The organism is Devosia sp. Root105 (assembly GCF_001424865.1).
In the GTDB taxonomy this organism is placed as follows: domain Bacteria; phylum Pseudomonadota; class Alphaproteobacteria; order Rhizobiales; family Devosiaceae; genus Devosia_A.
Genome location: NZ_LMCR01000020.1, coordinates 259,355 through 272,818, shown reverse-complemented (window position 1 = coordinate 272,818; position 13,464 = coordinate 259,355). Strand labels below are relative to the sequence as shown.

Sequence of the window (13,464 nt, the reverse complement as noted above, 5' to 3'; positions counted from 1 at the left end):
CACTTACCAATCCTACTCAGCAAAAGCCGCCAGAACCGCCCCCTCAGGGCTACGCCTGCGGCCCAAACCACCAGCCCTCGCCAACTGCGCAACAGTCCCTCAAGGGGAGAGGGCTAGGGTGAGGGGTGAGGCAGTTCAGCGTGCTGGGCGATCCAGCATTACTGAGAGGCTGCACCCCTCACCCTAGCTGCGCTAAGTCGCTAGCGCTCCTAAGCTGCGCTTGCCCTCTCCCCTGAGGGGCGAGGGGACGCCGACTGCCAGGCCTCAACCGGAGTGCAGCAGCCCCCGTACCCCCAACCAGCTCTGCAGCATCTCGGCCCAGGGGTCCGACAACAGCCCCGATTTGCCAAACCCAAAACCGTGGGCGCCGTTGCCGAAGACGTGCAGTTCGGCGGGGATGCCAGCGCTGTGCCAGGCCTCGTAGAGGCGGACGGCGGAGAGCGGGGCGACGGATTTGTCGTCGTCGGAAATGGCGAGGAACAGCGGCGGCGCATCCGCCGGTAGCGGCAGGCCGGCGCGCCAGGCGGGGTAGATGCCGACGGCGAAATCCGGGCGGCTATCGGCATCATGCTCGAACACCGGGCCCATGGTGACGGCGCCGCCGGCCGAGAAGCCGCCGATGCCGATGCGGGTGGGGTCGAGGCCCCAGTCGGCGGCGTGCTGACGGACGAAGCGGATGGCCTGCCTGCCGTCCTCCTCGCCCCAGAGGCGCGCCTCGGCGATGGCGGGGTTCGACGGGGGCGCGGCGCCCATCGGGCCGGGCTGGTGCAGGCGGCGCTGCAGCTCGTTGCGGAAATCGAGCAGCTCGGCGTCGGCTTCGGGCGTCTCTGCCAGGCGGTATTTCAGCACGAAGGCAGTGATGCCGAGCCCGGCGAGCCAGCGGGCCATGTCGTAGCCCTCGTGGTCGATCATCAGGAAATGGAAGGCGCCGCCGGGAGCGACGATCATCGCTGTGCCGTTGGCCTTGCCGGGCTCGGGCAGGAAGGCGGTGAGCGTGGGGACGACGACGTTGCGGGTCAGCCGTCGGCTCGCCGTGGTCCACGGGATCTGCATGGTCGATTCCCGATGTGTCCAGTGCTCCGACCCGGGGGCGCGACCCTCGCCGGGCCAGATGCGGTAGATGCCGGCGGCGTCGGGTGCCTCGGGCGGCCGCTGCTGGTCGATGGCGTTCATGTCGTCTTCCTCTTGTATGGTAGTCTTGCATTGTGGTCAGCGCGGCGCCGAGGGCAAGTGATTTGCAGCATTGGCGGATCAGTGGCGGGGCATAGGTGCGACGGCTATTTCTTCGGTTCGGCCGCCCAATCGAATTCCTACGCGCGCCTCGCCTAGCCTTGGGATCGCGGTGCTGCCGGTCGATCCGGCCGCCGCTGATCGGGCCGGCAGACCGGCCGCAACCAGGACTTTGAGAGATGTACACCCCTCGCTACGGCATGCATTACGTCGCGCAGCGGACCAGCCAAACACGGCTCGCCGCCCTCCGCCAGCAGCAGGAAACCACCATGGGGCGATCGCGCGGCGTGGCGCCGCCATCGCTCCATGACGAAGAGGCGGGGGCGCTATGGCGCATGCTGACCACGGTCGGCGTGGTGTTCGTGGTGCTGCTCGGTGGCGTCGTCGCCATGTGGGCCGCGGGGCTCGCATGATGCGCGGCGCAGCAGTGACTGCCCCCGCGCACCAGGGCCGCTTCATGGTCGGGCGCGACATCAGCGGCAACTGGATCGTCAGCGACAGCCTGGGGCTCACCGGTGGGGTGTTCACCGACCGGCAGGCGGCGGTGCATTTCGCCATGGCGGAGAGCGACTACGCGCCGGGCGAGGTTTGCGCAGCGCCGCCCGGGCTGGTGCTGAGTTTGGACGCGGTGTTTGCGTCGGCGCGCAAGACCGGGTGACAACGCTGCACCCGGCGCGAGCTGACCCCCACCCTTAATCCCTCCCCGCAAGGGGGAGGGAGACGATGGCCTCGACGCTGGTGTTTTGGTCTCCCTCCCCTTGCGGGGAGGGGGACAGGGGTGGGGGGCGGCTCGCACCGGCTTCCAAGTCGCCAAAACCCCTATGGGATTCCTATTTCTTTCCGATCGGTCCGTTCTCGAAACCCTATGCGGGGCGGGCGCATATCTCACCCAGCATTTTCGACCACCCGGCCGCTGCCGCCCTCCGGCGGCGGCGGTCGTGCACGCTTCTCGATAGGAGAAACCACACCATGGACATCGCTGTCCTCGCGATCGGCGCAGTCTTTTTCGCCCTCGCCTTTGCCTACGTTGCCGTCTGCGACAAGCTCTGAGAGGCCATCGCCATGCTGCTCGATTTCATCCTCGGAGGCGCGGTGACGCTGTTCCTCCTCGTCTACCTGGTTTTCGCCCTCGTTCGTCCCGAGCGCTTCTAGCGCCAGGACTGAGAAAGCTCCTCCCATGACCTTACTCGGCTGGTTTCAGATCCTGGTTTTCTGCGGGATCATCGTTCTGCTCGTCAAACCGCTCGGCGGCTACATGACGCGCGTTTTCAACGGCGAGGGCACCTGGCTACAGCCGGTGCTCCGTCCCATCGAGCGCGGACTCTACCGCGTCGCCGGCACCCGGGAGGACGAGGAACAGAACTGGGTCACCTACGCGGTGGCCCTGCTGCTGTTCAACCTCGCCGGCTTTGTCGTGCTCTACCTGCTGCAGCGGTTCCAGGCGGCATTGCCGCTGAACCCGGCCGGCATGGTGGCCGTGGGGCCCGAACTCGCTTTCAACACCGCCGCCAGCTTCGTCGCCAACACCAACTGGCAGAGCTATGGCGGCGAGACCACCATGAGCTACCTGACGCAGATGCTCGGGCTTGCGGTGCAGAACTTCGTTTCAGCCGCCACCGGTATCGCCGTCGCCATGGCGGTGATCCGCGCCTTCTCGCGCAAGTCGATGTCGACACTCGGCAATTTCTGGGTCGATATCGTGCGCGCCACCTTCTACGTGCTGCTGCCGATCTGCGTCGTCGGTACCCTCGTCCTCGTCTGGCAGGGTGTGCCGCAGAACCTCGACGCCTATACGACCGCCGTGACGCTGGAAGGCGCGCAGCAGTCCATCGCGCAGGGCCCGGTGGCCTCGCAGATGATGATCAAGTACCTGGGCACCAATGGCGGCGGCTTCTTCAACGTCAATGCCGCGCACCCGTTTGAGAACCCGACGGCGCTGACCAACCTGATCTCGATGGTCTCGATCTTCGCCATCGGCGCCGCGCTCACCAATGTGTTCGGCCGCATGGTCGGCAATCAGAAGCAGGGTTGGGCGATCTTCATCACCATGGGCATCCTGTTCGTCGTGGGCGTCGTCGTCTGTTACTGGGCGGAAGCCGCGGGCAACCCGCTGGTGCATGCGCTCGGCATCGATGGCGGCAACATGGAGGGCAAGGAAGTGCGCTTCGGCGTGCCGCTGAGCGCCCTGTTCGCGGTGATCACCACGGCCGCCTCCTGCGGCGCGGTCAACGCCATGCATGACAGCTTCATGGCGCTCGGCGGCATGATCCCGCTGATCAACATGATGCTGGGCGAAATCATCATCGGCGGTGTCGGCGCCGGCTTTTACGGCATCGTGCTGTTCGTCGTGGTGGCGATCTTCGTTGCCGGGCTGATGGTCGGCCGCACGCCCGAATATCTGGGCAAGAAGATCGAGGCCAAGGAAGTGAAGATGGCGATGCTCGCCATCCTCTGCCTGCCGCTCGCCATGCTGGGCTTCACCGCCATCAGCGTGGTGCTGCCATTCGGGGTGTCGTCGATCTGGAACCCCGGTCCGCACGGTTTCTCGGAGGTGCTCTACGCCTATACCTCGGCGGCGGCGAACAACGGTTCGGCCTTCGCCGGCCTCTCGGCCAACACCCCCTGGTACAACATCACGCTCGGCATCGGCATGCTGATGGGGCGGTTCCTGGTGATCATTCCGGCGCTGGCGCTGGCCGGCTCGCTGGTTGCGAAGAAAACCGTGCCGGCCTCGGCCGGGACGCTCCCCACCCATGGTGCGCTGTTCATCGGGCTGCTGCTCGGCGTCATCCTGGTCGTCGGCGGGCTGACCTTCATCCCGGCGCTGGCGCTCGGGCCGATCGCCGAGCACCTGGCGATGCTCGCGGGCCAGACCTTCTGATGCGCACCCACACAGATCCAGCGCGGCGCTCGCCTGAGCCCGCCGCGCCTCTCTCAACCTCTTGGAGGCTCTGATGAGCCAGTTGAAATCGGCGAGCCTGTTCGACACTCGCATTCTCGTTCCCGCCATTGGCGGGGCGTTCAGGAAACTGAACCCGAAAAGCCTGATCAAGAACCCGGTGATGTTCGTCGTCGCCGTCGTCTCCGCCTTCACCACGGTGCTGTTCGTCAAGGACCTGCTGACCGGTTCGGGTAATCTGGGTTTCGCCTTCCAGATCAACCTCTGGCTGTGGTTCACCGTGCTGTTCGCCAACTTCGCCGAAGCGGTGGCAGAAGGGCGCGGCAAGGCGCAGGCGGACTCGCTGCGCCGCGCCCGCACTGAGACGCAGGCCAAGCTGCTGCCGCCCGAGGGGCGCGGCAGCTTCCGGATGGTGCCGGGCACCAGCCTCAAGGTCGGCGACATCGTCATGGTCGAAGCGGGTGACATCATCCCGTCCGACGGCGAAGTGATCGAAGGCATCGCCTCGGTCAACGAAGCGGCGATAACCGGTGAATCGGCTCCGGTGATCCGCGAGTCCGGTGGCGACCGCTCGGCGGTAACCGGCGGCACCCAGGTGCTGAGCGACTGGATCCGGGTGCGCATCACCGCCGCCCCGGGCTCGACCTTTCTCGATCGCATGATCTCGCTGGTCGAAGGCGCCGAGCGGCAGAAGACGCCGAACGAGATCGCGCTGAATATCCTCCTCGCCGGCATGACGCTGATCTTCGTGCTCGCCGTCGCCACCATCCCGGGCTTTGTCGCCTATGCCGGCGGCAACGTGCCGATGGTGGTGCTGGTGGCGCTGTTCGTGACGCTGATCCCCACCACCATCGGGGCGCTGCTCTCGGCCATCGGCATTGCCGGCATGGACCGGCTGGTGCGCTTCAATGTCCTCGCCATGTCGGGCCGCGCCGTCGAAGCAGCTGGTGACGTCGATACCCTGCTGCTCGACAAGACCGGCACGATCACGCTCGGCAACCGGCAGGCGACGGCATTCCGTCCGGTCGCCGGCGTCACCGAGGCCGATCTCGCCGACGCGGCGCAGCTGGCTTCGCTCGCCGACGAGACGCCTGAGGGCCGCTCGATCGTCGTCCTCGCCAAGGACAAATACGGCATCCGTGGCCGCGACATGCAAAGCCTCAATGCCAGCTTCGTGCCGTTCACGGCGCAGAGCCGGATGAGCGGCGTCGATGTCGGCGGCTCGTCGATCCGCAAGGGCGCGGTCGATGCGGTGCTGAAATATGTCGGGGAAGGCGCGGCCAACAGCGCCGACACCATCCGAGAGATCCGCACGATTTCCGACGAGATCGCCAAATCCGGCGCCACGCCTCTGGCGGTGGCCCGCGATGGCAAGCTGCTCGGCATCGTGCAGCTCAAGGATATCGTCAAGGGCGGCATCCGCGAGCGCTTTGCGGAACTGCGCCGCATGGGCATCCGCACGGTGATGATCACCGGCGACAACCCGATGACCGCGGCGGCGATCGCGGCGGAAGCGGGTGTCGACGATTTCCTCGCCCAGGCGACACCGGAGAACAAACTGAACCTGATCCGCGAAGAACAGGCCAAGGGCAAGCTGGTCGCCATGTGCGGCGACGGCACCAACGACGCGCCGGCGCTGGCGCAGGCGGATGTCGGCGTCGCCATGAACACCGGTACGGTGGCGGCGCGCGAGGCCGGCAACATGGTCGACCTCGACAGCGATCCAACCAAGCTGATCGAGATCGTCGAGATCGGCAAACAGTTGCTGATGACCCGCGGGGCGCTGACGACCTTCTCGATCGCCAACGACATCGCCAAGTATTTCGCCATCATCCCGGCGATGTTCCTGGCGTTCTACCCGCAGCTCAGCGCGCTCAACGTCATGGGGCTGGCGACGCCGGAAAGCGCCATCCTCTCGGCCATCATTTTCAACGCCCTGATCATCGTGGCGCTGATCCCGCTTAGCCTGCGCGGCGTGAAGTATCGCGCCGTCGGGGCAGGGGCGCTGCTGAGCCGTAACCTCCTCGTCTACGGGCTGGGCGGCATCATCGTGCCGTTCGCCGGCATCAAGGCCATCGACATGGCGATCACCGCCATCGGCCTCGCGTAAGGACATTCGAAATGCTGAAGCAACTGAGACCAGCATTGATCATGATCGTCGCCCTGACGATCATTACCGGGCTGCTCTATCCGGTCGCCATGACCGGGCTGGCGCAGGCGCTGTTCCCGCATGAGGCGCATGGCAGCCTGATCGAGAAGGATAGCCAGGTGATCGGCTCGGAACTGATCGGGCAGCTCTTCACCGCGCCGCGCTACTTCCATGGCCGGCCCTCGGCCGCCGGCGATGGCTACAATGCCGCCGCCTCGTCGGGTTCCAACCTGGGGCCGACCAACCCGGCGCTGCTCGAGCGGATCAAGACCGAGGCCGCGGTGCTAAAGGCCGAGAATCCCAACGCGCCGGTGCCGATGGATCTCGTCACCACTTCGGGCAGCGGGCTCGACCCGCACATCACGCCGGAAGCGGCGTATTTCCAGGTGCCGCGCGTCGCCAAGGAGCGCGGCATGGATGAGGCCGCGCTTACCGAGCTGGTGCGCCGGCATGTCGAGGCGCCGCAGCTCGGCTTCATGGGCGAGCCGGTGGTGAATGTCTTGAAACTCAACCTGGCGCTCGATGGCGCCAGCGCATCCTGACACGATATAGGTGGGACGCGGCATCGGCCGCGCCCTGCTGTTCCCCGCGGCAGGCGGAGAGACGCAATGAATAACGGCCGACCGTCCCCCGATGCGCTGCTTGCCGAAGCCGAACGCGAAAACCGCGGTCGGCTGAAGATCTTTCTCGGCGCGGCGCCGGGGGTGGGCAAGACCTATGAGATGCTGATGTCGGGGCGCGCCAAGCTCGCCGAGGGCATCGACGTGGTGATCGGCGTGGTCGAGACGCATGGCCGCAAGGAGACCGAGGCGCTGGTCACCGGCTTCGAGGTCATCCCGCGGGTAGAGATCGATTACAAGGGGCGGGCGCTCGAGGAGATGGACCTCGACGCCATCCTCAATCGCCGCCCGCAGCTGGTGCTGGTCGATGAGCTGGCGCACACCAACGCGGCCGGCAGCCGCCATCCCAAGCGCTACCTCGACGTCGAGGAGCTGTTGTCGCGCGGCATCGATGTCTACACCACGGTCAATGTGCAGCATGTCGAGAGCCTTAACGACGTGGTGGCGCAGATTACCCGGATCCGGGTGCGCGAGACGGTGCCGGATTCGATCATCGATCGGGCCGACGACATCGAGATCATCGACATCACGCCCGACGACCTGTTGAAGCGGCTGCACGACGGCAAGGTCTATGTGCCGACCACGGCGCGGCGCGCCGTCGAGAACTATTTCTCACCCGGCAACCTCACGGCGCTGCGCGAGCTGGCGTTGCGACGCACGGCGCAGCGGGTCGACGACCAGCTGCTCAGCCACATGCAGAGCCACGCCATCAATGGCCCATGGGCGGCGGGCGAGCGGGTGCTGGTCTGTGTCGACGAACAGGCGCGCGGGCCGTCGCTGGTGCGCTACGCGCGGCGACTGGCCGACCGGCTGCGCGGGCCATTCGTCGCCCTCAATATCGAGACGGTGCGGACGGCGGCGGTATCGGATGCCGGCAAGGACCAGCTGGCCGCGAGCCTTCGCCTCGCCGAACAGCTGGGCGGCGAGGCCGTGGTGCTGCCCGGCCAGCATATCGCCACCGAGATCGTGCGTTACGCCGCCGCCAACAACGTCACCCACATTGTCATCGGCAAGCCGCAGAAGCCGCAATGGCGCGAGTGGCTGCAGGGCTCGGTATCGCACGACCTGATCCGCCATGCCGGCGATATCAGCGTGCATGTCATCGCCGGCACCGTGGAAAAGGCAGTGAAGCCGGCGGCAGGGCTGGCGCCGGTGACGCCGTCGCGCTTCGAGCTGCTGCCCTACCTGTTGAGCACCTTCTATGTCGCAGTGGCGCTCGGCGCCGGCCTGTTGCTCGACCGGGTGCTCGACGTCACCAATATCGCGCTGGTGTTCCTGATGGCGGTGCTGGCGGCGGCGCTGAGTTTCGGGTTCGGTGCAGCCTTGTTTGCCTCGCTGCTCAGTGCCCTGCTGCTCAACTTCTTTTTCCTCAAGCCGCTCTACACGCTCAACATCAGCGACCCCGAAAGCGTCATCGCGCTGGGGTTCTTCCTCGGCGTGGCGTTCATTGCCTCCAACCTGACCGCGCGGGTGCAGCGCCAGGCGGCGGCGGCGCGGCAGCGGGCCCGCACCACCGAGGACCTCTATCTGTTTTCGAAGAAGCTCGCCGGCACGAGTACGCTCGACGACGTGCTGTGGGCCACCGCCTACCAGATCGCTTCGATGCTGAAGCTGCGCGTCGTGCTGCTGCTGCCGGAGAATGGCGGCATTGCGGTGAAGGCCGGCTACCCGCCCGAGGATACACTCGATGAGGCCGATGTCGCGGCCGCCCGCTGGGCCTGGGAGAACGACCGCGCCGCCGGCCGCGGCGCCGATACGCTGCCCGGCGCCAAGCGGCTCTATCTGCCGCTGAAGACCGGGCGGACGCCGGTGGGGGTGGTGGGGCTCGACAATGACAAGCCGGGGCCGCTGCTCACCCCGGACCAGCGCCGGCTGCTCGATGCGCTGACCGACCAGGCGGCGGTGGCGATCGAACGCATCCAGCTGGTCGATGATGTCGAACGGGCGAAGCTCGCCGCGGAAGCCGACCGGCTGCGCTCGGCGCTGCTGACTTCGATCTCGCATGACCTGAAGACCCCGTTGGCGGCGATCCTCGGCGCCGCCGGGATGCTGCGCGAGCCACCTGAGGGGCTCGGCAAGGATGACGAAGCCGAACTGCTCGGCACGGTGGTTGACGAATCCGAGCGGCTCAACCGCTTCATCGCCAACCTCCTCGACATGACGCGGATCGAATCCGGCGCGACGGCGCCCAATGCCGGGCTGCACTTTGTCGGCGATGTCGTCGGTACGGCGCTGCAGCGGACGCAGAAGATCACCGCCGGGCACGCCGTCGCCGTCGATATCCCGGCCGAGCTGCCGATGGTCAATGTCGATCCGGTGCTGTTCGAGCAGGTGCTGTTCAACCTGATCGACAATGCCGCGAAATATGCACCCGCGGGCACGACAATCGGGCTCAAGGGTTGGGCCGACGGGACCTCCGTGGTGCTGCAGGTGATCGATGAGGGCCCGGGCATTCCGCCCGAGGATCTCGAGCGGGTGTTCGACAGCTTCTATCGGGTGCGGAAAGGCGACCAGGTGCGGGCCGGAACCGGGCTTGGCCTTGCCATCTGCCGAGGCTTCGTCGAGGCGATGGGTGGGACGATTTCCGCCGCGAACCGGCAGGAGCGGACCGGCGCCGTCTTCACCATCAGGATGCCGATCCCCAAGCAAACTCCAGACCTGGGTGAGCTGAAATGACCAATTCAGGCGTGAAGATCCTCGTCGTCGACGACGAACCGCCGATCCGCAAGCTGTTGCGCATGGGGCTCGGGGCGCAGGGCTATGCGATCACCGAAGCCGGCAACGGCAAGTTCGCGCTCGAAGCGCTCGCGGCGGAGCGGCCAGACCTGATCCTCCTTGATCTCGGCCTGCCCGATATTTCGGGGCACGATCTCCTCGCCCGCTGGCGCGACGAAGGCCTCGACCTGCCGGTGGTGGTGTTGTCGAGCCGTACCGACGAGGCGGGGATCGTGAGGGCACTGGAGCTCGGCGCCGATGACTATGTGACCAAGCCCTTCGGCATGAACGAGCTCGCCGCCCGCATCCGGGTGGCGCTCCGGCATCGGCTGCAGCAGCAGGGCGAGCGCCCGGTGTTCGTCACCGGCGGGCTGTCGGTCGATCTGGTCAAGCGGATCGTCAAGGTCGACGGCAAGGAGGTGAAGCTCTCGCCCAAGGAATACGACATCCTGCGCCTCCTGGTGCAGCATGCCGGCAAGGTGCTGACCCACCATTTTCTGCTCGAGCAGGTGTGGGACAGCACCACCGATGTGCAGTACCTGCGCGTTTATGTCCGGCAGTTGCGCCAGAAAATCGAACAGACGCCCGACCAGCCGCGTTACATCACCACCGAAACCGGCGTGGGCTACCGCCTGCACGAGGCCGATCCGATCGAGCCGACGCCGGCCGACCCTAACTAGAGTTATGCCATGAACATCGCCGAACTGCTCCGACCGGAAAACGTGCTGGTCGACCTCGACGCGTCCTCCAAGCCGCAATTGCTGCAGCAACTGTCGGAACGTGCCGCGCGAGCTACCGGCCTCGACCAGGCGGCGGTGTTCAACGGACTCAGCCATCGCGAGACGCTCGGCTCGACCGGGATCGGGCAGGGCATCGCCATTCCGCACAGCGCGCCCGCCGGGCTCGCCACGCCATTTGCGCTGCTGGCGCGAACGGCGAAGCCAGTGGAGTTCGACGCGGTCGATGATCGGCCGGTCGACCTGGTGTTCCTGCTGCTGTCGCCGGCCGACCGGACCTCGCACCTCAAGGCGCTGTCGGTGGTGTCGCGGCAACTGCGGTCGGCCGGGGTGACGGAACGGCTGCGGCGGGCGCGGACGGCGGCGGAGATGTATGCGGCGATGACGGGGGAGTAAGAGGGCCGGTTGCGCCAGACTTGCAGTCGGCGCGCCCTCCCCCGTAAACGGGAGAGGGCCGCCGACTGCTGGCCTCAGCGGGCAAGCAGAACTCAACCCACCAGTACGGATACAACCGCCGCCACGACCACCGGCAGGCCGACGATGCCGGCGATCAGCAGCAGGCCATTGCGCCAGTCGCGGTCGCGCGTGGAGAGTGGGGGCTTGTTGCCGGTCGGCAGGGTGGGCATATCGGCCTCATCGAATTGGACCCGAGATGCTACTGCCGTCCCGCATAGGGATTCGATTGGCGTCGGAACGGTTTGATATAGGAATCCCATAACCCGGACCGAGAGGACCATCGCCATGCCCACACCCCGCCGCGTCTATCTTGGGGCGCTCGCTGCTGCGGCGCTGCTTGGCGGCTTCGGGGTGATCGCCGATGCGGTGACCGATGGCGATACGCTCAACCTCGACAATGCGGTGCTGATGGCACTGCGTACCCCCGGCGATCCGGCCGATCCGATCGGGCCCGTCTGGTTCGAAGAGGCGGTGCGCGACATCACGGGGCTCGGCAGCTTCTCGGTGCTCGGCATCATCGTGGTCGTGGTGTTCGCCTACCTGCTGCTGGCGGGCAAGCAGCGGACCGGCTGGTTCATGGTCTTCGCGGTATTGGGCGGCACCATCCTCAGCACGGTGTTGAAGATGTTGTTCGACCGGCCGCGGCCTGACCTCATCGGGGCCCCTGAGGTGTTCACCGCCAGTTTTCCAAGCGGACATGCGACGGTCTCGGCGGTGGTGTTCCTCACCATCGGCGCCATGCTGGCCGAGTCTTCACCGGAGCGGCAGCTGAAGCGCTTTTTCGTCGGGGTGGCGATTGCGCTCACGCTGCTGGTCGGGGTGAGCCGGATCTACCTGGGCGTCCACTACCCCACCGACGTGCTGGCCGGCTGGTCGCTCGGCGCGGCCTGGGCGCTGCTCTGCACCACGGCAGCGCATTTTGTGCGGGAACGGGCGGGGCGGGCTTAGGCTCTCTCAGTCGTCGCTTCCCTCCCTTCAAGGGAGAGGGGAGCTAGTCCAGCCCCAGCGGATCAGCATCCAGCGGCCAGATCGGGCGGGTCAGGCGCTTAAACGGGAGCTCCGACCAGTTGGGGTTGCTGGTGCCCGGCGTGGCGACGAACAGCTGCGCCCGGGTGTTGGTGATGAACAGGTCCTTGTGCTTGTAGAGATTCTTGATCGAGACGACCTGCTTGTCGTCGAAGCTGATGCCGTGCAGCGAGAACAGGCTCAGGGTGTAGAGGTTGGTGCGCAGCGTGGTCAGCAGTACCTCGATGCCTTCGACCCGCACCACCGCGACATCGCCGATCTCGATGCGCTCGCCGGGCAGGTGGTCCTGGTGGGCGTTGCGCTTCAAAAACAGCACCTCGGCCTCGGCATCGAGCGGCGGGCCGGAATGCGGCTCGAACTTGCCGCCGATCCTGAGCTTCAGTTTCGCCCCGACCCCGACCTGGAAACAGATCTTCACCGCCGATGGGTCCCAGAGCGGCGCCACCACGGCATTGCGGATGCCGGCGTCGATGAAGGCCTTGAGTACATGGGTGGTGTCGCCCGGCGCGCCGCTGCCGATCTGGTCGGAGGTGTCGGCAATCAATAGCGGCTTGTCGCCCTTGAGCTTCGCCTCTGCGATCGCCTCCTTGAACGGGGTGAAGGGCAGCGTCGCCTGGGCGCGGATGCGGTAGAAGGCCTCGCCATAGTGTTTCGCGGCACGGTCGGCGATGGCCTGGTCGCCATCGGCGACGGCCAGCATCTTGGCGCCGGCCAGCGGCACGTCGGCCCAGGGGAAACCGTGGTTCAGCGACAGCGACAGCACGCCGTCCTTGCCTTCCCCGTCATAGAGCGACTGAGTGAAGGCGATCATCGGGCCCTCCATGGTGGTGGGAAACAAGCCCATGGCCTTGCAGTCGAACAGCGCCATTTTCGGCTCGATCTCGCCCTTCAGCGTGCGCTCCATCAGGGTGAACAGATCCTCGGCGCGCTCGGCGTGGTCGATATGCGGGTAAGTCTTGTAGATGACGATCAGGTCGGCATTGTCGACGATGGTGTTGTCGACATGACCGTGCAGGTCGAGCTCGATGCCAATGCGGGTCTCCTCCCCCACCAGCGCGCGGGTGCGCTGCACCAGGTCGCCTTCGCAATCGTCATAGCCGTCGGCGATCATCGCGCCGTGGAGGTAATAGAGCACCGCATCGACCGGGCCGGCGGCGCGGAGGTCGTCGAGGATGCGGTCGCGCATCGCTTCGTAGTCGGCCTTGATGGTCGGGCCGGCCGGATTGGCGAAGGCGAAGAGGCTCTGGATAACCTCCCAGCCGCGCTCGAGGCCGCGCTCGCGCCAGATCTGCGGCGGCGCCGACCAGGGTGAGGGGGCGAAGGTCTCGACATTGCGATCGGCCCAGAAGCACTCCTTGAAATCGTCGATGCCGGTCGGGAACGAGGCGAAAGTGTTGGTCTCGGTGCCGAGGGTGGCGATGAACAAGCGCATGGAACTGACGGCTCCGGATGAAAGGGCTGGCCGCAACCTTGGAAGCCCGGTCGGAGAGGGTCAATCGCCGCCGGTTCCGCAGCACGGAACATCGGCGGCGCCGCCGATCACGTGACATGGATCGAATTGCTCCACATGTTGCATATCGTAGAACCAGTTGGCCACAGATTGTATATTTCGGGCATGCTGTGCTATCAGAG

General features: G+C 66.3%; 14 protein-coding genes. 11 read left to right on the top strand and 3 right to left on the bottom strand.

From position 1 onward, the window contains the following. Window positions 1-264: 264 nt before the first annotated feature. On the bottom strand, window positions 265-1,173 hold the full coding sequence (locus tag ASC68_RS26830) for an alpha/beta hydrolase (protein ID WP_055887120.1): 909 nt from the start codon (window positions 1,171-1,173) through the stop codon (window positions 265-267). Window positions 1,174-1,409: 236 nt separating this feature from the next. Here ASC68_RS26830 and ASC68_RS26825 point away from each other — a divergent pair, with 236 nt between their 5' ends. The 10 genes from ASC68_RS26825 to ASC68_RS26785 all read left to right on the top strand — a co-directional run bounded on the left by ASC68_RS26825 (window position 1,410) and on the right by ASC68_RS26785 (window position 10,746). After that, the gene (locus ASC68_RS26825; RefSeq protein ID WP_055887117.1) at window positions 1,410-1,643 is read left to right on the top strand and encodes a hypothetical protein; all 234 of its coding nucleotides are present in this window, start codon (window positions 1,410-1,412) and stop codon (window positions 1,641-1,643) included. Continuing rightward, entirely contained in the window at window positions 1,643-1,888 is a 246-nt protein-coding gene (locus tag ASC68_RS26820) for a hypothetical protein (protein ID WP_055887190.1), read from the top strand. The genes ASC68_RS26825 and ASC68_RS26820 overlap by 1 nt, the downstream gene beginning before the upstream one ends. A 65-nt stretch (window positions 1,889-1,953) precedes the next feature. Next, window positions 1,954-2,280 (top strand): hypothetical protein, encoded by a 327-nt coding sequence (locus ASC68_RS28860; RefSeq protein ID WP_156387464.1) that lies wholly within the window; start codon window positions 1,954-1,956, stop codon window positions 2,278-2,280. A gap of 12 nt (window positions 2,281-2,292) precedes the next feature. Then, complete coding sequence (gene kdpF / locus ASC68_RS26815; protein WP_055887114.1) at window positions 2,293-2,382, top strand: K(+)-transporting ATPase subunit F; 90 nt, start codon at window positions 2,293-2,295, stop codon at window positions 2,380-2,382. A 25-nt stretch (window positions 2,383-2,407) separates the two neighbouring features. Continuing rightward, window positions 2,408-4,111, top strand: coding sequence for a potassium-transporting ATPase subunit KdpA (gene kdpA / locus ASC68_RS26810; RefSeq protein WP_055887111.1), 1,704 nt, complete (start codon window positions 2,408-2,410; stop codon window positions 4,109-4,111). A 73-nt stretch (window positions 4,112-4,184) separates the two neighbouring features. After that, window positions 4,185-6,239, top strand: a complete 2,055-nt coding sequence (kdpB, locus tag ASC68_RS26805; protein ID WP_055887108.1) for a potassium-transporting ATPase subunit KdpB — start codon at window positions 4,185-4,187, stop codon at window positions 6,237-6,239. Between the two features lie 11 nt (window positions 6,240-6,250). After that, a complete protein-coding gene (kdpC, locus tag ASC68_RS26800) occupies window positions 6,251-6,820 on the top strand; it encodes a potassium-transporting ATPase subunit KdpC (RefSeq protein WP_055887105.1) in 570 nt (189 codons plus the stop codon). 66 nt (window positions 6,821-6,886) lie between these two features. Then, window positions 6,887-9,574, top strand: coding sequence for a sensor histidine kinase KdpD (locus ASC68_RS26795; RefSeq protein ID WP_055887102.1), 2,688 nt, complete (start codon window positions 6,887-6,889; stop codon window positions 9,572-9,574). Then, window positions 9,571-10,293: a response regulator transcription factor gene (locus tag ASC68_RS26790; protein ID WP_055887099.1), complete on the top strand. Its 723-nt coding sequence runs from the start codon at window positions 9,571-9,573 to the stop codon at window positions 10,291-10,293. Before ASC68_RS26795 ends, ASC68_RS26790 begins: the two co-directional genes overlap by 4 nt. A 9-nt stretch (window positions 10,294-10,302) precedes the next feature. Continuing rightward, window positions 10,303-10,746: a PTS sugar transporter subunit IIA gene (locus ASC68_RS26785; protein WP_055887096.1), complete on the top strand. Its 444-nt coding sequence runs from the start codon at window positions 10,303-10,305 to the stop codon at window positions 10,744-10,746. Window positions 10,747-10,838: 92 nt separating this feature from the next. On the opposite strand, the gene ASC68_RS28855 is transcribed toward ASC68_RS26785, so the two are convergent. Next, window positions 10,839-10,976, bottom strand: a complete 138-nt coding sequence (locus ASC68_RS28855) for a hypothetical protein (protein ID WP_156384786.1) — start codon at window positions 10,974-10,976, stop codon at window positions 10,839-10,841. 115 nt (window positions 10,977-11,091) lie between these two features. On the opposite strand from ASC68_RS28855, the gene ASC68_RS26780 reads away from it, so the two are divergent. Next, entirely contained in the window at window positions 11,092-11,754 is a 663-nt protein-coding gene (locus tag ASC68_RS26780; RefSeq protein ID WP_055887093.1) for a phosphatase PAP2 family protein, read from the top strand. Between the two features lie 43 nt (window positions 11,755-11,797). On the opposite strand, the gene ASC68_RS26775 is transcribed toward ASC68_RS26780, so the two are convergent. Then, the gene (locus tag ASC68_RS26775) at window positions 11,798-13,264 is read right to left on the bottom strand and encodes a M81 family metallopeptidase (protein WP_055887090.1); all 1,467 of its coding nucleotides are present in this window, start codon (window positions 13,262-13,264) and stop codon (window positions 11,798-11,800) included. Between the last annotated feature and the right edge of the window lie 200 nt (window positions 13,265-13,464).